The organism is Pseudonocardia sp. WMMC193 (assembly GCF_021728735.1).
Lineage (GTDB): Bacteria > Actinomycetota > Actinomycetes > Mycobacteriales > Pseudonocardiaceae > Pseudonocardia > Pseudonocardia oroxyli.
Genome location: NZ_JAKKDO010000003.1, coordinates 1,267,637 through 1,292,642, shown reverse-complemented (window position 1 = coordinate 1,292,642; position 25,006 = coordinate 1,267,637). Strand labels below are relative to the sequence as shown.

At 72.8% G+C, this 25,006-nt stretch carries 21 protein-coding genes; 13 read left to right on the top strand and 8 right to left on the bottom strand.

Annotated elements, in window-relative coordinates; genetic code table 11:
- Window position 1: 1 nt before the first annotated feature.
- Entirely contained in the window at window positions 2-1,321 is a 1,320-nt protein-coding gene (locus L3X23_RS07585) for an FAD-dependent oxidoreductase (RefSeq protein ID WP_308116879.1), read from the bottom strand.
- Window positions 1,322-1,729: 408 nt separating this feature from the next.
- Here L3X23_RS07585 and L3X23_RS07580 point away from each other — a divergent pair, with 408 nt between their 5' ends.
- The 4 genes from L3X23_RS07580 (at window position 1,730) to L3X23_RS07565 (ending at window position 5,865) form a co-directional block, all read left to right on the top strand.
- Entirely contained in the window at window positions 1,730-2,356 is a 627-nt protein-coding gene (locus L3X23_RS07580) for a GreA/GreB family elongation factor (protein ID WP_237191390.1), read from the top strand.
- A gap of 226 nt (window positions 2,357-2,582) precedes the next feature.
- Window positions 2,583-3,806 carry a CdaR family transcriptional regulator gene (locus L3X23_RS07575; protein WP_237191389.1) on the top strand — a complete coding sequence of 408 codons (1,224 nt, stop codon included), beginning with the start codon at window positions 2,583-2,585 and terminating at the stop codon, window positions 3,804-3,806.
- A gap of 70 nt (window positions 3,807-3,876) precedes the next feature.
- Window positions 3,877-4,293: a hypothetical protein gene (locus L3X23_RS07570; RefSeq protein ID WP_237191388.1), complete on the top strand. Its 417-nt coding sequence runs from the start codon at window positions 3,877-3,879 to the stop codon at window positions 4,291-4,293.
- A 147-nt stretch (window positions 4,294-4,440) separates the two neighbouring features.
- Window positions 4,441-5,865, top strand: coding sequence for an MFS transporter (locus L3X23_RS07565; RefSeq protein WP_237191387.1), 1,425 nt, complete (start codon window positions 4,441-4,443; stop codon window positions 5,863-5,865).
- A 133-nt stretch (window positions 5,866-5,998) separates the two neighbouring features.
- On the opposite strand, the gene L3X23_RS07560 is transcribed toward L3X23_RS07565, so the two are convergent.
- Together L3X23_RS07560 and L3X23_RS07555 are read right to left on the bottom strand one after the other, a co-directional pair.
- The gene (locus L3X23_RS07560; protein WP_237191386.1) at window positions 5,999-6,379 is read right to left on the bottom strand and encodes a helix-turn-helix domain-containing protein; all 381 of its coding nucleotides are present in this window, start codon (window positions 6,377-6,379) and stop codon (window positions 5,999-6,001) included.
- An 81-nt stretch (window positions 6,380-6,460) separates the two neighbouring features.
- A complete protein-coding gene (locus L3X23_RS07555) occupies window positions 6,461-7,132 on the bottom strand; it encodes a TetR/AcrR family transcriptional regulator (protein ID WP_237191385.1) in 672 nt (223 codons plus the stop codon).
- Between the two features lie 105 nt (window positions 7,133-7,237).
- Here L3X23_RS07555 and L3X23_RS36565 point away from each other — a divergent pair, with 105 nt between their 5' ends.
- The 7 genes from L3X23_RS36565 (at window position 7,238) to L3X23_RS07515 (ending at window position 16,356) form a co-directional block, all read left to right on the top strand.
- On the top strand, window positions 7,238-9,514 hold the full coding sequence (locus tag L3X23_RS36565; RefSeq protein WP_374204824.1) for an FAD-dependent monooxygenase: 2,277 nt from the start codon (window positions 7,238-7,240) through the stop codon (window positions 9,512-9,514).
- An 84-nt stretch (window positions 9,515-9,598) separates the two neighbouring features.
- Window positions 9,599-10,360: a DUF1275 family protein gene (locus L3X23_RS07540; protein WP_237191384.1), complete on the top strand. Its 762-nt coding sequence runs from the start codon at window positions 9,599-9,601 to the stop codon at window positions 10,358-10,360.
- A 208-nt stretch (window positions 10,361-10,568) separates the two neighbouring features.
- A complete protein-coding gene (locus L3X23_RS07535) occupies window positions 10,569-11,687 on the top strand; it encodes a sugar ABC transporter substrate-binding protein (RefSeq protein ID WP_237191382.1) in 1,119 nt (372 codons plus the stop codon).
- On the top strand, window positions 11,684-12,688 hold the full coding sequence (locus L3X23_RS07530; RefSeq protein ID WP_237191380.1) for an ABC transporter permease: 1,005 nt from the start codon (window positions 11,684-11,686) through the stop codon (window positions 12,686-12,688). The genes L3X23_RS07535 and L3X23_RS07530 overlap by 4 nt, the downstream gene beginning before the upstream one ends.
- On the top strand, window positions 12,685-14,211 hold the full coding sequence (locus L3X23_RS07525) for a sugar ABC transporter ATP-binding protein (RefSeq protein WP_237191379.1): 1,527 nt from the start codon (window positions 12,685-12,687) through the stop codon (window positions 14,209-14,211). Before L3X23_RS07530 ends, L3X23_RS07525 begins: the two co-directional genes overlap by 4 nt.
- Window positions 14,212-14,218: 7 nt before the next feature.
- Window positions 14,219-15,229, top strand: a complete 1,011-nt coding sequence (locus L3X23_RS07520) for an ABC transporter permease (RefSeq protein ID WP_237191376.1) — start codon at window positions 14,219-14,221, stop codon at window positions 15,227-15,229.
- 8 nt (window positions 15,230-15,237) lie between these two features.
- Window positions 15,238-16,356 (top strand): NDMA-dependent alcohol dehydrogenase, encoded by a 1,119-nt coding sequence (locus L3X23_RS07515; protein ID WP_237191375.1) that lies wholly within the window; start codon window positions 15,238-15,240, stop codon window positions 16,354-16,356.
- 18 nt (window positions 16,357-16,374) lie between these two features.
- Here the strand turns inward: L3X23_RS07515 and L3X23_RS07510 are convergent, their stop codons facing one another.
- Window positions 16,375-17,436, bottom strand: coding sequence for a LacI family DNA-binding transcriptional regulator (locus tag L3X23_RS07510; protein ID WP_237191373.1), 1,062 nt, complete (start codon window positions 17,434-17,436; stop codon window positions 16,375-16,377).
- Between the two features lie 340 nt (window positions 17,437-17,776).
- On the opposite strand from L3X23_RS07510, the gene L3X23_RS07505 reads away from it, so the two are divergent.
- Together L3X23_RS07505 and L3X23_RS07500 are read left to right on the top strand one after the other, a co-directional pair.
- Window positions 17,777-18,952, top strand: a complete 1,176-nt coding sequence (locus L3X23_RS07505; protein WP_237191372.1) for an acyl-CoA dehydrogenase family protein — start codon at window positions 17,777-17,779, stop codon at window positions 18,950-18,952.
- A gap of 18 nt (window positions 18,953-18,970) precedes the next feature.
- Entirely contained in the window at window positions 18,971-20,326 is a 1,356-nt protein-coding gene (locus L3X23_RS07500; protein WP_237191371.1) for an aldehyde dehydrogenase family protein, read from the top strand.
- A gap of 21 nt (window positions 20,327-20,347) precedes the next feature.
- Here the strand turns inward: L3X23_RS07500 and L3X23_RS07495 are convergent, their stop codons facing one another.
- The 4 genes from L3X23_RS07495 to L3X23_RS07480 all read right to left on the bottom strand — a co-directional run bounded on the left by L3X23_RS07495 (window position 20,348) and on the right by L3X23_RS07480 (window position 24,911).
- Entirely contained in the window at window positions 20,348-21,151 is an 804-nt protein-coding gene (locus L3X23_RS07495; RefSeq protein ID WP_237197950.1) for an aldo/keto reductase, read from the bottom strand.
- Between the two features lie 65 nt (window positions 21,152-21,216).
- Entirely contained in the window at window positions 21,217-22,851 is a 1,635-nt protein-coding gene (locus L3X23_RS07490; RefSeq protein WP_237191370.1) for an acyl CoA:acetate/3-ketoacid CoA transferase, read from the bottom strand.
- A gap of 51 nt (window positions 22,852-22,902) precedes the next feature.
- Window positions 22,903-23,748 carry a sugar phosphate isomerase/epimerase gene (locus L3X23_RS07485; protein WP_237191369.1) on the bottom strand — a complete coding sequence of 282 codons (846 nt, stop codon included), beginning with the start codon at window positions 23,746-23,748 and terminating at the stop codon, window positions 22,903-22,905.
- Window positions 23,749-23,750: 2 nt separating this feature from the next.
- Window positions 23,751-24,911, bottom strand: a complete 1,161-nt coding sequence (locus tag L3X23_RS07480; protein WP_237191368.1) for a DUF993 family protein — start codon at window positions 24,909-24,911, stop codon at window positions 23,751-23,753.
- Window positions 24,912-25,006: the final 95 nt, after the last annotated feature.

Below are 25,006 nucleotides of genomic sequence, written 5' to 3'. Positions count from 1 at the left end.
GTCACCTCAGTGGACCGAAGGCGCGCAGCTCGTCGGGGACCGTTCCGGTGACGACCGCGTCGGCCAGCAGACGTCCGGTGAGTGGGCCGAGCACGATTCCCCACATGCCGTGTCCGCCGGCGGCGAAGACCCGCGGAGAGGTGGTCGGGCCGACCACCGGGAGTCCGTCCGGGGTGCACGGGCGCGACCCGACCCACTCGTCGTGCCGGTCCTCGAGGTCGACGCCGTCGAGGAAGGGGCGCGCGGCGTTCACGATGGCGTGGACCCGACGCCGGTCGAGGGGTTCGTCCGGACCGCGGAACTCCATCATCCCCGCGATGCGGAGGCGTCGCCCCATCGGTGTGCACGCGATGCGCTGCGTGGGCAGGTAGATCGGCCCCTCGGGCACCCGGTCGGCGGGCACGGTGAAGCTGTACCCACGACCGGCCTGCACGGGGATGCGGACGCCGAACGGATGGCCGAGCTCGGGCAGCCACGCGCCGGTGGCGATCACCACGGCGTCGTAGCGGTGATCGCCCTTGCGGGTGCGCACGACCACCTGCCGACCGTCGTCACGGATGCCGAGGACCGTGCTGTTCTCGGTGATGACGGCCCCTCGGGACCGCACGGCCTCGGCGAGTGCGGCGAGGTAGCGCGGCGGGTCGATGAACCTCTGATCGTGCAGCCGCACCGCCGACGTGACACGGTCGGTGAGAACGGGGGCCGACGTGCGAGCCTCGGAGCCGGTGAGGACGTCGAATCCGACCTTCTGTCCACACTGCTCGATCTCGCCCAGCTCGTCGAGCATCGCCTGTTTCTCGCGGTCGCGGGCGAAGCACACCAGGAACGGGTCCGCGGGCCGGGTCGGCGCGTCGACGCCCCCGGCTCCGAGTTCGTCGAAGGCGTCGAGGGCCTGCCGGTTGACGCTGCGGTAGGCCACCATCCCCCGCCTCCAGCGCCGGGTGGTGCAGTGGCGCGCGAAGCCGGCGAGGAACCGCCACAGGCTCGCCTCGAGGGTGATCGGCACGTACACCGGCGACGTGGGATCGAGCGCGGCCCGCATCCCGTACCGCAGCACCGACCTGTCCGGCAGGGGCGTGGTCAGGGCAGGGGTGAGCCACCCGGCGTTGCCCCACGAGGATCCGGCCGCCACCTCGCGGCGTTCGATGACCTCGACCTCGACACCGCGCTGCTGCAGGAACCAGGCGGTCGCCAACCCGACCATGCCTGCGCCGACGACCGCGACCCGCCTCCCGCCGCGCGGCGGCGGCACGGTCATCTCCTCCGACGGACACCGGAAGTCCTGCTGCGCGGGCGTGTGCCGTTCGTCGTCGTCCAGCATTCCGATCTCCTCCTCGTCTCCACTCGCAGTCACCTCTGGCGGTGACGCAGTCGATGTCGCCCTCGGCGGGCCCGTCCTCCACCCTGCCCGGCGGCGGCAGCGGCGGGCAGGGCGCGGAGCCGCAACCTCGGACGGCTCCCGGCTTCCGGGGCTCGGCAATCTCGCGATCCCGGGCAGACGCTGTGGTAGAGGTGGCACCGGCACTGCTCCACCACCCCCGTGCCGCCTCGTGCCGGGGGACGGAGAGGCAGCGTCGAGTAGCCGAGAGAGTCCCGGCACCGCCGCTGCTCCCACCGCTTCCGAGCACGGTCCCGATTCGTCGCGGCCGTGCTCGTCGTCATCCGCGCCCGCCGTTCGACGGCCCCGGCGCCGATGTCGCACCCCGACGATCCCGAGGAGACGAGACAGATGGCCGAGAAACAGGTGTGGCTGGCGCAGAGCGCCTACGAGCGGGTGCAGCGTGAGCTCGTGGAGCTGCTGCGTCGACGTTCGGCGGACACCGGCGGCTCCGCGGCCGGGATGTCCCGGGGCGACGGTGCCGACCCGAGCACCGACCAGCAGGTGTTGACGGCGAGACGCGACCGGGAGAACCGGATCCGGAAGCTGCAGGAGCTGCTGCAGAACCCCGTCGTCGGCGAGGACCCACCCGATGACGGGGTGGCCGAGCCGGGAATGGTCCTGACCGTCCGCTACGAGGACGACCAGGAGACCGAGACGTTCCTGCTCGCCCACAGCGAGGACGGGGCCTATCCGCCCGAGCTCATGATCTGCTCCCCGGACTCCCCGCTCGGGAGGGCTCTCCCCGGCCGGGAACAGGGCGCGACGGTGCGCTACACCCTTCCGAACGGCCACGCGATGGAGGTCACGCTGATCAGCGCCGCCCCCTACCGTCCTGACGACTGGTCCTCGACCGCCGCAGCCGCGAGCCGGCCGTCTCACGAGGACGCGGCAGCGCTCTCCGGACCCGACGAGGTCGTCGGGCAGGATTGCCGAGGTTCGGCAGTCGCGGCGGGGACATCTTCGCCGCACTCGTGACCTGCCGCGCGGGCGCACGGCGGGCAGGCTGAGGAATGCCGAGGACGCCACCTCGGCCGCCGAGGGCATGTGGGCCGACCGAGAGCGATCGGTGCCTGCATGCCCTTCCTCGCGTGCCTGCGGGAGGTGGGATGACCCGTGGGGGCGTCCCGAGACCTCCGGGGCCCGGCGATCGAGCAGACCGGGCCTCACGCACACTCGTGAGGCCCAGCGAGAGAGAGATGAGATGACCCGTCCGCCGGAGAAGCCGCCGACGGCCCCCGCGCCGCTCGCCGACCCCGCATGGGTGCAGCGGGTGGCCGAGGAGGCCGGGCGGGGCGCGGGCGGAGTGCCGGTGGAGCTGCTCGGCGGCTTCCTCGCCGTCCTCGTCGACGCCGCGACCACCGGTCGCCGCCCGGAGAAGGCGGAGCTCGACGCGGTCGGGCTCAACGGCCGTCGCGCCGCCGAGATGGGGGTCTCGGCGGGCAACGCGGTGCAGCTGTACCTCTCCGCCGCGTGGCGGCTGTGGCGCGAGCTGCCCACCGTCACGAGGTTCCCGGACAGCGCCACCACCGCCACCGCCGCGGAGGCCGTCATGCGCGCGGTCGACCGCGCGGTGGCCAGCCTCGCCGAGGGCTACACGGCCGCACGTCGCGACATGATGCGCAGTGAGGAGACGCTGCGCCGCGAACTCATCGAGGACCTCCTGCGCGGCGACGCGGACATCGGCGCGCTGGTCGAGCGGGCCGAGCCCTTCGGGATGGACATGGCCCAGCCCCACCAGGTCGCCCTGGCCGCACCCAGTGGGCGCCTCGCCGACGCCGAAGCGGCGTTGAGCAGCCTCGAACGCGCCGTCGTGCAGGGCATCGGCGACCGTGACGTGCTCGTCGCCACCAAGGACGGCAGCATCGTCGTCGTCGCTCCCGCCACACCCCCGACCGGCAGGCAGCGCGGCCTGGGAGAGCTGATGCACGCCGATCTCCGGCGGGCACCGCGCGGCGGGCCCTGGCGGGTCACCGTCGGCCGCCCCTACCCGGGGTCGTACGGCATCGCCCGCTCGTACGAGGAGGCCCGGGAAGCGTTGGGGATGGCGGAGCGACTGCGGCTGGAGATGCCCGTCGTGCGCGCCGAGGACCTGCTGATCTACCGGGTCCTGTTGCGGGACCAGCCGGCGATCACCGACCTGGTCCATGCGGTGGTCAGCCCGCTGAGCAGGGCCCGCGGCGGCGCAGGCCCCCTGCTGGCCACCCTGGACGCCTACTTCGCCAGCGGCTGCGTGGTGACCGAGACCGCCCGCACGCTGCACCTGTCCGTGCGCGCCGTCACCTACCGTCTCGAGCGTATCGCCGAGCTGACCGGCTACGACCCCACCGACCCCGCGCAACGGTTCACCGTGCACGCCGCGGCGCTGGGTGCCCGGCTGCTCGGCTGGCCGCAGCGCGATCTGCCCGCCCCGAGCACACCGGACTGACGGGCAGAGCCGAGCACCGGCGAACCCGGATCCACAGCGATCCGCCACCCACGTCGACAGCGATGAGGCCATGATCTCGGTACCGACTCTCGACATCGCCCCGGGCGAGGACGTCGACCCGTTCCCCCACCGGGCGGGCCCGGACCTCGAACTCGTCGCCGTGATCGTCCGGCGAGCCGGGCTCGACTGCCGCACCGACGGCGGTCCCCGCGGTCACCTGCGGGCTCGACGCACCGACCGCGGCCCCGGCTCGTGGTCGGTCATCGCAGGACGCTGTCCCGCTCCGACGCAGGGGGCGCTCGTCGGCCCCGTCGGCGGCTCGTGGACCTGGCAGCTGCGGGACACCGACGAACGTCGCCTCGCCGCACTCGTCGTCCTGCAGGCACTCCGAGACGACCCCACGGAACCGTTCACCCACGACGAGGCCACCGCGTGTGGGCTGGCCGACGGCCTCGTCCGGTCCGTGCCGGGGACTGTCGATCCGTGATCCCGGTCATGGTGCGTGTCTGCCGGACCGGGTCGACCAGGACGGTCACATCGCTGTTCCCCAGGCCACCGGCATTTCCTTCTTCTCCCGGTCGAGCAGGCCACCGAGGCTCGGGCATCACGACCCGTCTCGACGAAGGGACTCCCCGTGTCCGCCGCCCCGTCTCGCCCCGTACCCCGGCCGAGACTCACCCTGGCCCTGCTCGCCTTCGCCCAGTTCATGACCGCCATCGACTTCGACATCGTGTTCGTCGCGCTCCCCGAGATCGGCCGCGACCTCGGATTCTCCGAACAGTCGCTGCAGACCGTGGTGAGCGCCTACACCGTCGTCCTCGGCGGCTTCCTGCTGCTCGGCGGACGGGCCGCGGACCGGTTGGGGGCCCGCCGGATGTTCGTCGTCGGCCTCGCCGTCTTCGGCGTGTCCTCGCTCGCCGCCGGCCTGGCCGGGGACCCGACCGTGCTCGTGCTCGCCCGCGCGGCACAGGGCCTCGGCGCCGCGCTGCTGACCCCGTCGACCCTGAAGCTCCTCACCGCGCACTTCGCGGAGGGACCCGCGCGCACCAGGGCACTCGCGATCTGGGGCGCGGCGGGCGCGACCGGCGCCGCGGTCGGCGCCCTCGGCGGCGGGGTGCTCACCAGCCTCCTCGGCTGGGAGTGGGTCTTCTTCGTCAACGTGCCGCTGACGGCGGTCGCGCTGGCCGCTACCCCCGTGCTGCTCGGCCGCGACCAGACCATCGGCACAGGTGGGTTCGACCTCCCGGGCGCCGTACTCGCCACCGCGGGGTTCACCCTGGTCGTGCTCGGTCTGGTGTCCGGACCCGACATCGGGTGGCTCACGGCGCGCGGTCTCGGCGCCGCGGTGCTCGGCGTGGTGCTCGTGGGTGTGTTCGTGCTGGTCGAGTCCCGCACCCGGGACCCGCTCGTGCCACTGCGTCTCTTCCGCAACCGCAACGTCGTCGCCGCCACCGTGGTGATCTTCGTGTTCATGGGCACCGTCGGCACGCAGTACTACCTGTTCACCACCTACTTGCAGACGGTCCTGGGCTACACCCCGCTCGCCGCGGGATTCGCGTTCCTGCCCCTGAGCGTGTGCAGCATGCTGGCCTCGATGACGCTCGTGCCGCTGCTGCTCGACCGGCTGGGCATCCGTACCACCCTGGTGCTCGGCATGAGCGGGGTGGCGGCGTCCCTGGGCGTGCTGTCCCTCGGCATGTCCGTCGGCGGTTCGTACTGGGCGGCCCTGCCCGGGGTGCTCCTGTGGGGCGCCTCGGCAGGCCTCGCCTTCCCGCCACTGTTCGTCTCGGTGTCCACCGGGGTGGCGCCCGAGCAACAGGGCGTCGCCTCCGCGCTGGCCTCGACCTCGCAGTACCTGGGCTCGGCCGTCGGTCTGGCGGCGTTGGTCGCCGTGGCGAGTGCCGGGTCGGGGCCCGACGCGACCCCGGACGCCGTCGTCGCCGGGCTCCGGCTCGCCGGCTGGGTGGCCGCCGCCGTGACCCTCGTCGGCGTGGGCCTGGCCGCGCTCATCCTGCGTCCGGCACGGGCGGGCGCCACCCAACCAGTGCAGAGCGTGTGACCGGCCGAACTCGTGCGCGGGTCTCGAGTCCGGGGCCGCTGGGTCGATGACATCGTCCACCGACCACGCCGCACGGCCCTGCTCGACCCCGACCGGATGCTCGCGACGTTCGAGGCGACCCAGCCATGAACGGTCAGTGGGTCTCGTCGTAGCCGACGCGGGACGCCTGGACGTGCGCTTGATGCCGCTTCGCCCAGTCGGTGAGAAGCGACAGGGTCTGCGCCAACTCCTGCGCGGCCTCGGTCAACCGGTACTCCGTCCTGGGCGGGACCGTGGCGTAGACCGTGCGCGTCAACAACCCGTCCCGTTCCAGGTTCCGCAGGGTCAGGGTCAGCATCCGCCTGCTGATGCCCGGGATGCCACGCTCGAACTCGGTGAAGCGGACGACCTCCTCCGCCCCGGTCAGCGTGAGCACGCCGATGGCCCACTTCCCGCTCACCCGGTCCAGCACCTCGTTCAACGGGCAGATGTGACGGACGGCCTCGTGCGCTCCGTCCAGCCCTGCATCACTCACGCGTGTCGAGTCCGGGCCCACCCCTGAGTTACTCATCGTCACCTCTGGCATCGTACGTAACAGTGCACACGAAGCACGGCCCTACCGGGACCTGGGGAGCCCGTTGAGGATGATGTCGATGCCGGCGAGGAACTCCTCGCGGTCGTCGTGGTCCCGCAGCCGGCCTGCGACGCGCCTGACGAACGGGTGCGCCGTCGGGTCGAGGCTCTCCCAGCGGTCGGCGACGGCGTCGAGGAAGTCGTCGCGGTCGCGGTGGCCGGCGACGGCGTGTGTGTTCGTCGCGTTCTGGCTCGCGACGCCCACGATGTAGCCCACCAGCGTGGACACGGCCGTGAACAGCGACTCCTCGGGCACTCCGAGCTCGTCGAGGGGGTGTCCGAGCTGCTCCCACAGCTGGACCATCGCCGGTTGCCACGGCACGGCGAAGAGCTCCGAGCCGAGCCAGGGATGGGCGTCGATCGCGTCGAAGACACCGAGCGCGACGGTGCGGATCACGGCTCGTGGCGGCATCCCCTCCACCGGCGCGTCGAGGGCGCGCGTCACGGCGCCGACCGTGGCCGCGGTCAGGAGCTCGGCCTTGTTCGCCACATGCCACTGGATGGCGCCGTGGCCGGTCTTCAACGTGAGCGCGAGCGCGCGGAAGGTGAGCCCGCTCTCGCCGTGAGCATCGAGCAGTTCGATCGCGGCCTCGGCGATCCGGTCACGGGTCAGCGCGGCCGCGCGCGCACCGTGAGAGCGACTCGTCTTCGTCACGACCTCATCTTGACACTTCTGGTACGCCGTACCAAGCTGGACTGGTACGGCGTACCAGAACGTGCGGCGTCGATTCACGCGCACACCGAGTCGAGAGCGCTCATCATGACGACACCAGTGACGATCATCGGAGCAGGCCTGGGCGGCCTGACCCTCGCCCGAGTCCTGCACCTGAGCGGGATACCTGCGACCGTCTACGAGCGGGACCCGTCGGCCGAGGCGCGTACCCAGGGCGGTCAGCTCGACATCCACGAGGACACCGGGCAGGCGGCGCTCGACGCAGCGGGGCTGACCGCGCGGTTCCGGGCGCTCATCCATGAGGGAGCAGAGGCGACCCGGGTCCTGAACCCCCGGGGTGCGGTCCTGTTCGACGAGCCCGACAGCGGAACGGGCGGGCGCCCCGAGGTGCTGCGCGGCGACCTCCGCCGCCTCCTGCTGGACTCGCTCCCGGAGGGGACGGTGCAGTGGGGCCGCACGCTGACCAGCGTGGTCGCGCTGGGCGAGGGCCGCCACGAGCTCCGCTTCGCAGACGGATCCACCGCGACGGCCGGTCTGCTGGTCGGCGCGGACGGGGCGTGGTCGAAGGTGCGTCCGCTGATCTCCGCCGCCACGCCTGCCTACGCCGGGGCCACCATCGTCGAGACCTACCTGTACGAGGTCGACGAGCGTCACCCGGAGACGGCGGCGGCGGTGGGCGCAGGGGCGATGTACGCGCTGACGCCGGGCAAGGGCATCACCGCGCACCGCGAAGCCGGCGGGGTGATCCACACCTACGTCCAGCTCGCCCGGTCCGAGGAGTGGTTCGCCGCCATCGACTTCGCCGACCCCGCCGCTGCGACGGCGCGGATCGCCGCGGAGTTCGAGGGCTGGGCGCCCGCGCTCCTCGCCCTCATCACCGACGGGGAGCGGCCGCCGGTCGCGCGGATGATCTACGCGCTGCCCGATGACCACCGTTGGCAGCGCGTGCCCGGGATCACGCTCATCGGGGATGCCGCCCATCTGATGCCACCCTCCGGAGAGGGCGCGAACCTGGCCATGCTCGACGGCGCCGAACTCGCCCGGGCGATCGCCGCCGACCCCGACGACATCGAGGCGGCCCTGGCCGGTTTCGAGCAGCAGCTGTTCGCGCGCAGCAGCGCCGAGGCCGTGAACGCACACGTGATCCAGGAGCTGTGCCTCGGTGAACGGGCCCCGTACGAGTTCATCGAGTTCATCGGCGGGCACGGGCTGAACTGGACCCCGGCGTGGGGACAGGCCGTCTCGGACCACCGGGGTGAGAACGACGAGCCCGACTTCGAGGACGTCACCGTGCGGATGACCGTGCCCGCCGCCATCGGCGGCAGCCCGGTCCGCGTGGAGCTCAGCAACCGCTTCGCCGACCGACCCGTCCGTATCGGGCGTGCGGCCGTCGGCGTCGGCGACCGCGTCGTCGAGGCCACGTTCAACGGGGGGTCCACGATCGAGATCCCTGCGGGCGTGTCCCGGTGGACCGACCCGATCGCGCTGACGGTCCGACACGGCGACGACGTCGTCGTCGACCTCCATCTGCCGGAGGCCACCCCCTACGCGACGGCGGGCGGGTTCCGCTTCGCCCGCTCCCGGCCCGGAGACTTCACGGGAGCACGCCACTTCCCGCTCGACGAGTCGACCCCGGCAGCCGGCACAGGTCCTGACGACGGCACCGGAGATACGGTCGAGACCGACTGGTCGCTGCCGGCAGGCGGCCCCTTCCTGCGCACCGTCGAGGTCGCCGGAGCAGAGCCGCGCGCCGTCGTCGTGGCCTTCGGCGGCTCCAGCACCGCGATGGGCTGGCCGCAGTACGCCGCCGAGCTCCTCCCCGAGGATTCCCGCATCACGGTCGTCAACCGCGGCATCCCCGGCAACCGCATCCAGCGCGACGCCCCGGGCCGGAGCCCGTCCTGGGGCCCGGCCGGCCTGACCCGGTTCGACGACGACGTGCTCGGCACCGCTGCCGCCACCCACCTCGTCATCGCCTACAACAGCAACGACTGGGGCCTGCCCGGCCGCGTCACCCCGATCGAGGAGATGCCCACCCTCGTCCAGCTCATCGCCGGCTACCGCCGGCTCATCAGCCGCGCCGAGGCGGCAGGACTCACCGTGGCGCTCGCCACGATCACCCCGCTCGCCCCGGAGCTGCGGGACGACCCGCACCGCGAGGACCTCCGTCGAGGCGTGAACGAGTGGATCCGATCCTCGGATCACCCCTGCGTCGACTTCGACGCCGCGATCCGCTCGCAGACCGATCCGACCCGCCTCCACCCCGACTACGCCGCCCCCGACGACACCCACCCCAACGTCTCCGGCTCGAAGCGCCTCGCAGAGACCATGATCGACGCCCTTGCCCGGCTGCTGCCCCACTGAGGTGCACGGCGGCGACGGACACGATGACGGGCTGTTGGTCGGGCTTTAGCGTCTCCCTAAGGCACCCGCCCCGACGCTGGCCACATGATCGAGATCGATGGTGAACAGCGGGCGGTGCGTGCCTTCGCTCCGGTGCCGATCGTCCTGGCCGCTGCGGCCGGCTCGCTCGACGGAGCGGGGCTCTCCGCCTTCGGCGGCGTCGTCGCCGGCGCCATGACGGGCAACCTCGTCTCCCTCGGCGTGGGGCTGGGCGACGCCACGTGGTCGGCGCTCACTCCGGCCTGTTCCGCACTGGGCGGCTACCTGCTGGGCCTGGTGACCGGCACGGCGGCCGCCGGGCTGTCGGCGCGCCGACTGCCCTGGCCGGGTGCCATCGGCGCCGCACTCGCTCTCGAGTTGGTGGCCCTCTCCGTCTTCAGCATCGTCTGGGTGCTCGGCGGGCCCGCGCACACGGTCGCGGCGGAGCCGGTCATCGCCCTCGCGGCGGGGGCGATGGGCATCCAGGCGGCGACGCTCCGCCGGGTCGGGAAGGCGGGCACTCCGACGAACTACTTCACCGGCGTCGTCACGAACTGGGTGTGCGGCATGGTCGATCCCGCGGGCAGGCAGTGGAACCTCGGCGCGGGCGCTCGCCTCCTGTCGTTCGTCCTCGCCGCGGCCGCGGCGGTCGTGGTGCACAGGGCGGCCCCGGTCCTGGTGATCGCCATCCCGGTGTCCCTGGTCGCCTCGGCGACGGTGATCAGTGCTGTCGCGGCCCGTTCGCGGCGGCCCGCAGCCGTTCGCCCCACCCGTCAGCTCGCCACCGCGCGGGCAGGCCTCCCCCAGCCCGGTGGACGAGCGGTATGAGCGGCGGTGGTCGGTGGAGCTGAAGGTCGGTGAGCCCCTCGCCGTCGCTCGCCCGTGGCACTGACCCGTCAAGTCCAGTAATCGTGTTCCCCCGTAGATCCGACTGCGCACGTCTGGCCAGGATGGCCTTGACATGCTCGGTCGACGCCGACTAGAAAACGTTTTCTAACGGAGTGCGCAGCAGCACGACGAGAGACGGGTGGAACCAATGAAGGCTCTACGGCGGATCGCCACGGTCCGCGGTCCGCGACTGCTCGGAGCAGTCGTCGCGGTGCTGGCCCTGAGCGTGACGGCGTGCTCGACGACGTCAGCGGGCGGCAGCACGGCCTCCGGCCCGGTGGCCGACTCGGACATGATCATGGTGTCGGAGGTCCGCTCCCTCACCAACCCCTACGAGGCCGCCTGGGTCGCGGGGAGTCAGGCCTACGCCGACTCGCTCGGCATCGAGCTGAAGACCATCGTCTACAACGGCGACTCCCAGCAGGCCCTGTCCCAGCTCCAGTCGGTCCTCGCCGGCGGGAAGAAGGTCCTGCTCAACATCAACCCGAACACCACCGCCGACACCCCGGCGATCGTCGAGGCGGTCAAGAACGCGGGCGGTTTCGTCGTCACCCAGTGGAGCAAGCCCGACGACCTCAACCCCTGGGACGTCGGAGACAACTGGGTGGCCTATGTCAGCTACGACGGACTCCAGCAGGGGCGCGAGACGGGTGCGGCACTCGCGCAGTCGCTCAACGGCCGAGGGGGCGTCATCGCGCTCCAGGGACTGCTGGCCAACGACATCAGCAAGTCGCGCTTCGCGGGGTTCCAGGAGGGCCTCTCGGCCACGCCCGGGGTCACCGTGCTCGATCAGCAGCCCGCCGACTTCGACCGGAACAAGGCGTACTCGACGACGAAGACCCTTCTCAACAAGTACGGCGACGAGGTCAAGGGCGTCTGGGCCGCGACCGACTCGATGGCACTCGGGGCGCTGCAGGCCGTGACCGAGGCGGGGAAGGCAGGCCAGATCAAGATCGCGAGCTCCGCCGACTCGACTCCCGAGGGACTCCAGGCCATCCAGCGGGGAGACATGGTGGCGACGTACTCGACCGATCCCTACTACAACGGCGCCATGGGACTCGCGCTCGCCTACCAGGCGGCGACCGGCAAGGTGCAGGTCGGCACCCTGCCGCACTCCGACCGGTCCTTCTACGTGCAGCAGTTCCTCGTGACCAAGGAGAACGTCGACCGGTTCGCCACGGTGCCGAGCGCCCAGCAGATCGTGGACTCCGTCGCCGACCCGTTGGGCCGCAACGCCGGCCCGATCACGCAAGGCTCCTCTCGATGAGCCTCACCCTCGAGAGGACCGCGGTGGCGGCCCGGTCCGGCCCCGCCCGCCGGAGGCTGCTGTTCGCCGTCGGACCGGCCGTCGCGTTGGCCCTGCTCTGTGCGGTCTTCGCCGTTCTCACCCCCTCGTTCGCGACGGGCGGCAATGTCGTCGCCATCCTGGAGCAAGCCGCGATCCCGCTGGTGTCGGCCATGGGAGCCACGATGGTGGTGCTCGTCGGCGGCATCGACCTGTCCATCGAGGGCGTCATGGCCGCCAGTGGCCTGACGTTCGTCCTCCTGGCCCACAACTCGGTCAACGGCACTGACCTGGGCTGGGGCGCCCTGATCGCCGGGCTCGCCGTCGGAGCTGCGTTCGGGCTGGTCAACGGCCTGGTGCACGCCAAGGTTCGGGTGCCGTCGTTCATGGTCACGCTCGGCACCTGGTTCGTGGGTCTGGGCATCGCGACGGTGCTGTTCGGCACGACCACCCCGCAGCTCCTCGACGAGGGTTTCCGTTCCTGGGCCGGCGGACGCTGGGCCGGGTTGCCCATCGTCGTCCTGATCGCGCTCGCCGCCGTGGCCGTCACCGTTCTGCTGTGTCGGTCCACTCGCCTCGGCCGCTACGCCTACGCGATCGGGGGCGACGAGCAGATCGCCCGGCTCGCCGGCATCCGCGTGGCGCGCTTCCGGATCGCGGTGTTCGTGCTGGCCGGGCTGGCCTCCGGCCTGGGCGGTGTCCTCGCCACGATCCGACTCGGCGTCGGCGACGTCGGGGTCGGTACCGGGAACCTCTTCCTCACCCTGTCGGCCGTCGTGCTGGGCGGCACCCTGCTCTCCGGTGGACGCGGCGGGCCCGTGCACACGGTCGTCGGTGTCCTGCTGCTGACGGTGCTCGGCAACGGCTTGTTGCTCTCGGGCGCGAGCCCCTACCTGCAGCAGGCGGCGCAGGGCGTGATCCTCGTCGTCGCGGTGATCGCCACCGCGTGGCCGGCCCGCGACCGGTTGCGGGTGGTCAAATGAGCACACCGCTGCTGCAGCTGCGCCACGTGACCAAGCGGTTCGGCGGGCACGCCGCCTTGAAGGACGTGTCGCTGACCGTGCATCACCACGAGGTCGTCGGTCTCATCGGCGAGAACGGCGCCGGCAAGTCGACCCTGCTCAAGCTGCTCGCCGGCAACCACGGGCCGGACGAGGGCGAGATCCTGCTGGCGGGCGAGCCCGTCCGGCTGACCGACCCCACGGTCGCCGCCCGGCACGGAATCGGCGTGGTGCACCAGGAGCAGTCGCTGGTGCCCAACCTGCGGGTGGCCGAGAACCTGCTGCTCGGCCGGGAAGGCGATGCGGTGCGCGGCGGTCTGGTCCGCCGCCGCCGGCTCGAGGAACGCGCCGCGGCGGCGCTGCGGACGGTGGCCTCCCAGGTCGACCCGGCCGCCGTGACCTCGGACCTCACGTTCGCCGAGCGGCAGATGGTCGAGATCGCCCGCGCCGTGGCGACCGGGCACGGGGACCGCCCACCGCTGGTCGTCCTCGACGAGCCGACCTCGGTCCTCGAGCAGGAGGACGTCGGGATCCTGCACGAGCGGATCACCGCGCTGCGCGCACTCGGCTCGGTGATCTTCGTGTCGCACCGACTGGACGAGGTTCTGCGCTTCTCCGACCGGGTCTACGTGCTGCGCGACGGCGAGATCGTCGGCGAGCGGGTGGCCGCGGCGGCCACCGAGGACGAGCTGTACCGGCTGATGATCGGCCGGGAGAGCGCGGGCGGGTTCTACGACGCGGACCGCGCAGGCGTCGTCGACCGCTCCGGCACGCCGGTACTCGAGCTGGCCGACCTGCACGTGCGCGGTGCCGTGCACGGTGTGTCGTTGACGGTGCACCCGGGCGAGATCCTGGGGCTGGTCGGGGTGGCGGGCTCGGGCCGCGAGGAGCTGGCCCGAGCGGTGTTCGGGGCGGTGCCGGTCCGGTCCGGTGAGATCCGGCTCGGCGGCGCCGCCGTGCGGCCGCGCTCCCCGGCCGCCGCGGTGCGTTCGGGCGTGGCGTACGTGCCCGCCGAGCGGCGGACCGAGGGCATGATCGCCGGGGCGAGCGTCGCCGAGAACATCACCCTGGTCCACCCGCGCAGCGCGACCAGCACCGGGATCAGCACAGCGGCGAGGCGGGCCGCCATCGCCCGCCGCTGGATCGAACGGCTCGCCATCCGGCCCCCGGATCCGGACACCGACATCGCCCGGCTCTCGGGCGGGAACCAGCAGAAGGCGGCGATCGCCCGGTGGCTGCAGGCGGGCGCGCCGCGGCTCCTGGTTCTCGACCACCCCACGCGCGGCCTGGACATCGGCGCGAAGGAGGACTTGTACCGGTTGTTCCGCGAACTCTGCGCCGAGGGCACCGCGATCCTGCTGCTCGCCGACACCCTCGACGAGGCGATCGGGCTCAGCCACCGGATCGTCTCCTTGCGTGACGGGTCCGTCACCGGCGAGTTCGGGGACGGGGCGGAGCACCCCGGCACGCCCACCCCGCTGCAGCTGCTCGAGACGATGATGTGAGGACGCGATGAATCGATCGAGCACGACGCTTTCGGCTCCCGCCCCGCGGCGGCTGCCTCGTGAGCCACGGACCAGGCCCGTCGTCGGGCCGCTGGTGCGCACGCTCGGCCCGTTCGCCGTGCTGGTGCTCCTGGTCGCCCTGGTGACGATCGCGGAGCCCGCCTTCGTCTCCGGACACAGCATGCTGGTCGTTGCCAACCAGGCGGTACCGATCCTGCTGCTCGGCCTCGGTCAGATGTTCGTGGTGCTGACCGGCGGGATCGACCTCTCCTCGGCGGCACTGGCCTCCCTCGGAACGGTCCTGGTCGCCCTTCTGCTGCCCGGCCTCGGGCCGCTCGCGGTGATCGTGACGCTCGGGGCGCTGACCGCGGCGGGCATGCTGAGTGGCATCCTCGCCGCCTACGGACAGGTGCCGTCGTTCGTCGTGACGCTGGGCGCGCTGGGCTTCTGGGGAGCGGTCGCGCTCGTCCTGTCCGGCGCGTCGACGATCTACGTCGACGAGAACTTCTCGGCGCTGTCCTGGCTCACCGACCTCGGAGTCGGCGCCGTCTCCTCGTCCGTGGTGCTGTCCGTGGCCCTGGTCGCGGAGATCGGGCTGGCGCTGCGCTACCTGCCTCGCGGTCGGGTCTTCCATCAGGTCGGCCTCGGCGAGCGGGCGGCGCTCATGGCAGGCGTCCGAGCGCGCCGGGTGCGGGTCGGAGCCTTCGCGTTGTCCGGCCTGTTCGCCGGGCTCGCCGGCCTGGTGCTCACCGCACAGCAGCAGAGCGCCGCGGCACAGCTGGGCGACTCACTGCTGTTGCCCGCGATCGCCGCCGCCGTCGTCGGCGGATGTGCGATCACCGGCGGCATCGGCGGGCCCTGGCGGGTGTTGGTCGGCGCCCTGATCGTCACCGTCCTGCGCGTCGGCGGCGCCGTCGCCGGCATCGACCCCGACTACCAGCAGATCGTCTACGGCGTTGTCGTGATCGTCGCGGTCGCGGCGACACTCGACCGCAGCAGACTGACCGTCGTCAAGTAAGGAGAGTCATGTCCGTCGAGGTGAACGGCGCGATCATCCGAGAGGTGGGCGCCAAGTGGTCGGTCGAGCGGATGACGCTACGGGACCCGGGGCCCACGGAGGTCCGGATCAAGGTGATGGCGTCGGGGCTGTGCCACTCCGACGACCATCTCGTCACCGGCGACATCCCCAATGCGCTGCCGCTCGTCGGCGGCCACGAGGGTGCCGGGATCGTGGAGGCCGTCGGCAGCGCGGTGCAGCGGTTGAAGGTCGGTGACCACGTGGCCACCGCCTACCTCCCGGCGTGCGGAATCTGCACCTGGTGCGCACAGGGGATGCAGTACATCTGTGACACCGGCGCCGGCATGGAGACCGGCATGGCGCTCGACGGCTCGGCCCGGTTCACCACCACGGACGGCCAGGGCATCGGCGCGATGCAGCGGCTCGGCACGTTCGCCGACCGTCTCGTCACGGACGAGGCGCAGGCGGTCAAGATCGACGACGACCTTCCGTTCGACGTCGCCTGCCTCGTCTCCTGCGGTGTGGGGACGGGATGGGGTGGGGCGGTGAACGCCGCGGGGGTGCGGCCGCGGGACACCGCGCTGGTCGTGGGCGTCGGCGGGGTCGGCATCAACGCCGTCCAGGGCGCAGCACACGCGGGCGCCGCGTACGTCGTGGCCGTCGACCCGGTGGCGTTCAAGCGAGAGCAGGCGCTGACCCTGGGCGCGACCCACGCCTTCGCGTCGGTGGCCGAGGCCATGCCGTTCGTGCGGTCGGTGACGAACGGGCAGGGTGCGGACGCCGCAGTCGTCACCGTCGGGGTCGTCACCGGCGAGCTCATCGCGGAGGTGTTCGGCGCGGTCCGCAAGCGCGGCACCGTGGCCGTCGCCTCCATCGGGCAGAACGCGCCCGGCATCCCGATCAGTCCGCTCGAGCTCGTCGTCTACGCGAAGACGGTGCGTGGGCTGCTGTTCGGCAACTGCAACCCCACGCACGACATCCCCGCGCTGCTCGGCTACTACCGCAGCGGCCGACTCAAGCTCGACGAGCTCATCACCCGCCGGTACCGGCTGGACGAGATCAACCAGGCCTACGAGGACATGCACGCCGGGATCAACCTGCGCGGTGTGCTGGTGCACGAGCACTGAGTCGCGAGCATCGACCGCTCAGCCCCGGGCCGGTCCCGTCGAGCCACGCACGACGAGGACCGGTTCGGGCAGCTCGGCGGCGGCGGGGGGCTCCCCGTGCATCGCCGCCTGCAGCGAGGCCCACGTCGCGTCGGCCAGCTCTGCGCGCGGCGCCGCCGTGGTGGTCAGCCCCGGCCGGACGCACTCCGCGAACGGGATGTCGTCCGCGCCGGTGACCGACACCCGACCCGGGACGTCCACCCCCAGCTCGGTGAGCCGGTGCAGGGCTCCGATCGCCACCAGGTCGTTGAAGCCGAGCAGCGCCGTCGCGCCCGTCGCCAGGGCCTGCTCGGCGACCCGGTGCCCGTCCGCGATCGCGGAGCCCGCGGGCACGGTGTGGGCGACGAGCCCGAAGGCCGCGGCCTGCCGCAGCGCCCGCCACCGCTCCCGCTCCTGCCAGGCGGCTGGCGGCCCCGCGAGGTAGACGACCTCCCGGTGTCCCAGCTCCAGCAGGTGCCCGCACATGGTGAGCATGGCGCCGAACGCGTCCACGGACACCGCGGCGAGCGCGATGCCGGGGGTCTGCCGGTTGACCAGCACCGTGTTCGGCGCGACCTCCGAGAGCGTGCGCAGGTCGGTGTCGGACATCCGCGGCGACACCACCACCAGCCCGTCGGACTGCTGCAGGAGCCCGCGGCACAGCGCCAGCTCCTGGTCGGGCACGTCGTTGGCGTCGGCGACCACCGTGCGGTAGCCGTTGCCCGCGGCGCTCAGCGTGATCCGCTTCAGCACCCCGCCGAAGTAGGGGTTCTCCAGGTCCGGCACGACCACGCCGATGGTCTGGTAGGCGCCCGAGGCGATCGCCTGGGCCGCCCGGTTCGGCTGGTAGCCCAGCTCGCGGGCCGCGGCGAGAGCGCGCTCGGCCAGGTCCTGGCGGACCGGCCTGCCCGCGATCGCCCGGGAGACCGTCGCGATGGACACGCCCGCGGCCGCGGCCACCTGGTCGATCGTCACCCGGCCGCTGCGCGGTGTCCTGCGCCGCGGCCCGTCCTTGCCCGCCACCCCGCTGTCCCCTCTCGGCCCGGCCAGGCCGCGGGTCACCGGACCCGCTCCGCCGTGAGCCTAGCGTCGGTGGCGCCGGCCGGCCGTCGGCGAGGGGGTGCCTGCCCGCGGCGAAGGCGGCGGCATCTCCTCGGTCGCGAGGTCCCCCGACCGACCACGACACCACGCATGTCCGCACCTCCCCGATGAGCAACCGATTTCTGAGGCGGAGACTAGCACCGAGCTGTTGATTGACGGGAGCGGGACGGTCGAGTAGAAAGCGTTTTCTAGAGCGAGAGCGAGGACCGTGCCGACCGCACCGACGCCGGGCGCGGAGCCCGAGGATCCGACCCACGCCGTCGCCACCCGCGACCGATCCACCACCCGAGGAGGACCACCCATGCCCACACTGGACCTGCGCCGCAGCGTCGTCCCGTCCGACCTGCTCGGTGCGGACGAGCGCACCGTCGTCCAGGAGTTCGTCGACGAGCAGATCCGACCGATCGCCGCCGAGCTCGACGAGACCGAGCGCTTCCCCCGCGAGGTCTACGCGGAGCTGGCCAAGATCGGCATCTTCGGCATGACCGTGCCGGAGGCGCTCGGCGGCACCGGCGCGAGCCCGCTGGACTACCTGTTCGTGATGGAGGCGCTGTCCTACGGCTACGCCTCGGTGGCCGACCAGTGCGGGCTCGTCGAGCTCGTCGGGTCGCTGCTGGCCGCGTTCGGGACCGACGAGCAGCACGAGCGCTACCTGCGCCCGCTGCTCGCCTACGACCGCACCTGCGCCTATGCGCTCACCGAGGCGGGGTCCGGCTCCGACCTCGGCAGCATCGCCACCCGCGCGGTCCGCGACGGCGACGACTGGCTGCTGTCCGGCGAGAAGATCTACATCCACAACGCCCCGGTCGCCGACTTCGCGCTGGTGCTGGCGGTGACCGACCCGGAGAAGGGCAAGCGCGGCGGGATCTCGGTCTTCGTCGTGGACCTCGACCAGGCCGGGGTGACCCGCGCCTACCACGAGCACAAGATGGGCCAGCGGGCCAGCCAGGTCGGCGGGCTGGTGTTCGACGAGGTCCGCCTGCCCGCCGACGCCCTGCTGGGCGAGGAGGGAAAGGCGTTCGGCTACATGATGGAGGTGCTGGCCAAGGGGCGGCTCGGCATCGCCGGGCTGGCGCTGGGCATCAGCCGGGCCGCCCTCGCGGCCGCCGTGACCCAGGCCGGGGACCGCAGCCAGTTCGGCGCCCCGATCGGGGTCAACCAGGCGATCTCCTTCCCGCTCGCGACGGTCGCCACCGAGCTGCGCGCCGCCACCGCCCTGTGCGCCGAGGCCGCCCGCGCGCTCGCCGCGGGCGCGCCCGACGCCGGGGTGCTGTGCTCGATGGCCAAGCTCACCGCGTCCGAGGGTGCGGTCCGCCACGCCGACACCGCCGTGCAGACCTTCGGCGGGTCCGGCTTCATCCGCGGCTACGAGGTCGAGCGCCTCTACCGCGACGCCCGCATCACCCGCATCTACGAGGGCACCAGCGAGATGCAGCGGCTGATCATCAGCCGCGCGCTGCTCCCCCGTCCCGCCTGACCAGTCCCGAGGAGCGAGATGACCCTGTCCGTACCCGCCGACACCACCGCCGCCGACGCCACCGTCGCCGAGGTCGACGCGGCGGTCGCCGCCGCCCGCACCGCCCAGCGGGAGTGGGCGGCGGTCCCCGCACCCGAGCGCCGTGCAGTGCTGCGCCGGGCCGCGGCCGCGCTGGAGGACCGGCGCGGCGAGCTCGTCGAGCTGGTGATGACCGAGACCGGCAGCGTCCGCGGCAAGGCCGAGGCCGAGGTGGCGGAGAGCATCGAGGAGCTGCACTCCGCCGGCGCGCTGGCCATGGCCGCCGAGGCGGAGCTGTTCCCCTCGGCGGTGGTCGGCCGCACCAACCTGGTCGAGCGGATCCCGGTGGGCGTCGTCGGCCTGATCACCGGCTGGAACTTCCCGATGCACCTGGGCCTGCGGATCACGGCCCCGGCCCTCGCGCTGGGCAACGCCGTACTGGTCAAGCCGGCCCCGGAGACCCCGCGCTCGGGCGGTCTGGCCTGGGCGGACGCCCTGGTCGACGCGGGTCTGCCCGCCGGGCTGGTCGCCGTACTGCCCGGCCACGAGCCGGGCCCGGCGCTCGTCGCGCACCCAGACGTCGACATGATCCACTTCACCGGCTCGAGCGCGGTCGGACACGAGGTGGCCCGGGTGGCCGCGGCCACGCTCAAGAAGACGGCGCTGGAGCTGGGCGGCAACAACCCGGCCCTCGTGCTCGCGGACGCCGACCTCGACGAGGCCGTTGCGCTCGCGGCGGGCGGCACGTTCGTCCACCAGGGTCAGGTCTGCATCGCGACGGGCCGCCACATCGTGGTCCGGGAGGTTGCGGACGTCTACGTCGAGCGGCTGCTCGCGCACGCGGGCGGGCTGCGGGTCGGCGACCCCACGACCGAGGACGTCGACCTCGGCCCGCTGATCAGCGAGCGGCAGGCCGCGCGGGCGGAGCAGCTGGTCGCCGACACCGTCGCCGCGGGTGCCGTCCTGCGCCTGGGCGGCACCCGGGAGGGGCGCTACCTGCCGCCGACCGTGGTGACCGGCGTGCGGCCGGGCATGCCGCTGTTCGACGAGGAGACCTTCGCCCCGGTCGCCGCAGTGACCGTCGCGGCCGACGAGGAGGACGCCGTCCGGCTGGCGAACCGGACCGAGTACGGCCTGTCCGCCTCCGTGTTCACCCGGGACGTGGATCGCGGCTGGGCGGTCGCCCGCCTGCTGCGCGCCGGGATGGTCCACGTGAACGACATGACCGCGCTCAACGAGACGCACCTGCCCTTCGGCGGGCTCGGCGCCTCGGGCGCGGGCGAGCGGTTCGGTGGACAGGCCAACCTGCGCCTGTTCACCGAGACCCGCTGGATCAGCCTGCGCCGACCGGCCTGACCCGCCTCGACCCGACCCGGCCTACTCGTGGGTGGCCGGGTCGGGGCCGTTGCGGCCCGCGCCGTCGAGCGCGGCGATCTCCGCCATCTCCGCCTCGGACAGGCTGAAGTCGAAGAGATCGAGGTTCGCCCGGATCCGGGCCGGGGTGGCGGACTTGGGGATCACCGCGTTGCCCAGCTGCAGGTGCCAGCGCAGCACGACCTGCGCCACGCTGCGCCCGCGCCGCCGCGCCAGCTCGGTCAGCGCCGGGTGCTCCAGCAGCGCGCCGCGGGCCAGCGGGCTCCAGGCCTCGGTCACGATCCCGTGCGCCGCGTGGTAGGCCCGCAGCGGCGCCTGCTGGAACCCCGGGTGCAGCTCGATCTGGTTGACCGCCGGGACGACCCCCTCCGCCGCCCGCAGCGCGTCGAGGTGCTCGGGCTCGAAGTTCGACACGCCGATCGCTCGCGCCCGGCCGCTCGCGCGGATCTCCTCGAGGGCCTGCCAGGTCTCCACGTAGCGGCCCTGCGCCGGGATCGGCCAGTGGATCATGTACAGGTCCACGTGGTCGAGGCCGAGCAGGTCGAGACTGCGGTCCACCGCGGCGAGGGCGCCCGCCCGACCCTGGTCGGGATTGGCGAGCTTGGTGGTCACGAACAGCTCGTCGCGGGGGATCCCGGAGCCTGTGACGGCGGCGCCGACGCCGGCCTCGTTGCCGTAGAACGCCGCGGTGTCCACCCGCCGGTACCCCGCGGCGAGAGCCTCCCCGAGCAGGTCCGCGGTCTCGGCGTCACCGATCCGATAGACGCCGAACCCGACGAGCGGCATCTCCACCCCGTTGTTCAGCATGACCGTGGACCGCGCGCTCACTGTCGACGACTCCTCGGCGAGCGGCGCGGGCCGGGCAGGCTCGGTCATTCGGCGGCCGCCGGGGTGGTCAGGGCGGCGATGCGCGGGTGCGGCGCCGCGGGGGCGAGGGTCAGCCCGGTCCGCTCGGGCCGGAACAGCTCCGCGGACATGGTGCGGACGTCCTCGCTGACCTGCAACGGGAACTCCGAGCGGGCCAGGACGTCCTGCTCGAGGTCGACACCGGGCGCGAGCTCGACCACGGTGAGTCCCTCGGGACGAAGCTCCAGCACGGCCCGCTCGGTGACGTAGGTGACCTTCTGGCCGTTGGCCAGCGCGCGCCGTCCGGAGAACGTCGGCGAGGACACCGACTTGACGAACTTGGTGTGCGCGCCGTCCTCGCGGATGTCCAGGCCCTCGGGCGTGATGGCGATGTCGCGGTGTCCCGCGGTGAACGACCCGATGAAGACGATCTCGGGCGCGGAGGAGACGATGTCGGCGAAGCCGCCGACGCCCGCCGTGACGTGCCTGCGCGTGGGCAGGTGGTGCACGTTCACCGAGCCGTGCTCGTCGATCTCCAGGAAGGAGAGCATGGCGCGGTGGAAGCCGCCGCCCTGCAGCAGGGTGAACTGGTCGATGCTGGGCATGATCGCGTCGGGGTTCTGGGCGACGCCGAACACGAAGTCCAGCAGCGGGACGCCGCCGACGGCGCCCTGCTCGATCACCCAGCTGACCGATCCGGCCAGCCCCTCCTCGACGAGCACGTGCGGGACCAGCGCGGACACGCCGAACCCGAGGTTCACGATCTCGCCGGAGTGCAGCTCCTGGGCCGCGCGGCGGGCCGTGACCTTCTCCAGCGAGAACGGCACGGGGTCCAGCGTGGACAGCGGACGGCGCAGCTGCCCGGAGATCGCGGGTTCGTAGCGGGTCTGGGTGGTCTGCATCTGGTCCGGCGCCACGACGAGCGCGTCGACGAGGATGCCGGGGACCCGGACGGCCTGCGGGGACAGGCTGCCGGCCTCGGCGATCCGCTTGACCTGCGCGATCACGATCCCGCCGTTGTTGTGGGCGGCGTAGGCGAGGTCCAGGGCGCCCAGCGGCGAGGCCTCGTCCTCGAAGGTGAGGTTGCCGTGTTCGTCCGCGGTCGTCCCGCGGATGATCGCGACGTTCGGGACGATCGCCTGGAAGTACAGCCACTCCTCGCCGTCGAGCATGGTGTGGCGGACGTAGGCCTCCGGCGTGGCGTCGTTCATCCGCCCGGCGGTCTCGCGCGGGTCCACGAAGGACTCCAGACCGACCTTGGTGAACACGCCCGGCTGGCGGGCGGCCGCGGCCCGGTGCATCTGGTAGACCACGCCGGAGGGGAAGTTGTAGGCCTCCACCTCGCCGTTCTCGATCATCTGCCAGACCAGCGGCGGCTCGGCCCGCGACGGGCCGGAGGGGTAGGAGCCCGCGACGATCCGCGACAGCAGCCCCGGCCTGGCGATGTGGTCGATGCCCTTGATGCCGGACATGTCGCCCGCCGCGATCGGATGCAGCGTGGTGAGCCCGCGCGGGGACGCGGTCTCGGCGAACCGCTCGCCGATGCCGGCGAGGACGGCGTCCGGACAGCCCAGGCCGGACGACGAGCTGACAGTGACGACGTCCCCGTCGGCGATCAGGTCGGCCGCACGACGGGCCGTGAGGATCTCAGGGGTGTGCATGACGTGTTCTCCTTCGAGGGACGTCGAGTGGGCTGTCGCCCGGGGTGGTGGTCAGTGCAGGAGGGCGGCGCTGTCCGGGACGGCGCTGTCCGGGACGGCGCTCAACGCGGCGGCCGCGGCGCGGGCCCCGTCGGCGGGAGCCACGCCCCACCAGCGCTCGCTCAGCACCTCGACCTCGACGAGACCGGCGTATCCCGCCCGGCGCGTGGCCGCCACGAACGCCTCGAGGTCGATACAGCCCTCCCCCGGCATACCGCGGCTGCTGAGCAGGCCGCGGATGGGGAGGACCCAGTCCGAGAGCTGCACGGAGAGCATGCGGCCTGCTGCGCGGGCCAGCTCGGCGGCGAGCGCGGCGTCCCACCAGAGGTGGTAGCTGTCCAGGGCCAGCCCGAGCCACGGGCTCGCGAGGCGCTCGACGAGGTCGTTGGCCTCTGCGAGCGAAGTGATCGCGGACCGGTCCGCGATCATCATGGGGTGCATGGGCTCGACGGCGAGGGGCACTCCGGCCGCCCCGGCGTGCGGGAGGAGCTCGGCGATCCCGTCTTCGATCTGCGCGCGGGCAGCGGCGAGGTCGCGCCCGGTCGCCGCGCCACACACCAGGACGAGGCAGTCGCCCCCGAGCTCGCGGGTCTCGTCGACGGCGCGGCGGTTGTCGTCGTGCGCGGCGCGCCGACCCGCCTCGTCGCGCTGCGGGAACATCCCGCCGCGACAGACGCTGGTCACCCGCAGCCCCGCCGCCCGCACCCGGCGAGCCGCGGCCTCGACGCCGACGTCGGCGAAGCTGTCCCGCCAGAGCCCGACCCCGCCGAAGCCGTGCCGCTCGGCGAGCATGACGAGCTCGTCGAAGGACGCCGCCCTGACGGTGACCGAGTTGAGGCTGCAACGAGCGAGGTCCATCGTCAGCCGATCCCGTGGGCCGCGAAGTAGGCGGCGGCGCGCGCGGCGGTCCGCTCCGGGTCGGTGAACAGGCCGATCGCCGCGGCCTCCCGGACGAGCTCGCCGAGGTGCCCGAGGCTGCGCCCGGTCTCGAAGCCGCCGATCATCCGGAAGTGGTCCTGCGCGCCGTCGAGGTACGCCAGCCAGGCCACGCCGACCTTGTAGTACCGGGTGGGCGCCTGGAAGACCAGGCGGGAGAGCGGCTCGGTGGGTCCCAGGACGTCCCGGAAGCCCGCGACGTCGCCCTCGTCGAGCAGGCCGAACGCGGCGGACGCGAACGGCGCGATCACGGCGAAGGCGCCGAGCAGCGCGTCGCTGTGGTGGGAGCCGTCGCCGGCGATCAGGTCGGTGTAGTGGAAGTCGTCCCCGGTGAACAGGTGCACGCCCGCGGGCAGCCTGCCCCGCAGCTCCAGCTCGAGGTCCGCGTCGAGCAGCGACATCTTGATCCCGCGCACGGAGTCGGCGTGGGCGGCGATCAGGTCCGCCACCACGGTCACCGCCTTCTCCGGCTCGGAGTGGCCCCAGTAGCCGGCCAGCGCGGGATCGAAGACCTCGCCCAGCCAGTGCAGGACGACCGGGCGGCGGGCCGCGGACAGGACCGCGTCGTAGACCGTGAGGTAGTCCTCGACCGAGCGGGCGGCGCGCACGAGGTGCCTGCTGGCCATCATGACGACCTCGCCGCCCGCCTCCTCGATCTCCGCCAGCTGCTCGAGGTACGCGTCCCGGACCGCAGCGAGCTCGACGTCCTGCCCGGCGGGCAGCTGGTCGGTCGCGATGCCGACGACGACCGCGGCACCCCGCGGGGCGGCCTCGGCCACGCAACGGCGCGCGAGCTCGCGGGCGCTCGGCCAGTCGAGGCCCATGCCCCGTTGCGAGGTGTCCATGACCTCGGCGACGCCGAGGCCCAGATCCCAGAGCCGGTGGCGCAACCGCAGGGTCGCGTCCCAGTCGATCTGGTCGGGGCCGCCTGCGGCGCAGGCGCGCAGCGGGTTCGCCACGACGTGGGCGGCCGCGTAGGCGACGCGACTGACGGGCGGGGTGCTCCGGACGGCCAGCTCCGCGGGTCGCCCGAACTCGAGCGTGGAGAGGGTCCCGTCGGAGGCGGGGACGACGATCGCCGACATTGGCACGCTCCTGAGTAACCGATTACTTGCTCACGTCTGGACGAGGGTATAGCTTGCGTTTGCAGCATGACAAGGGCGCCCTCGCGGCCTGGTAC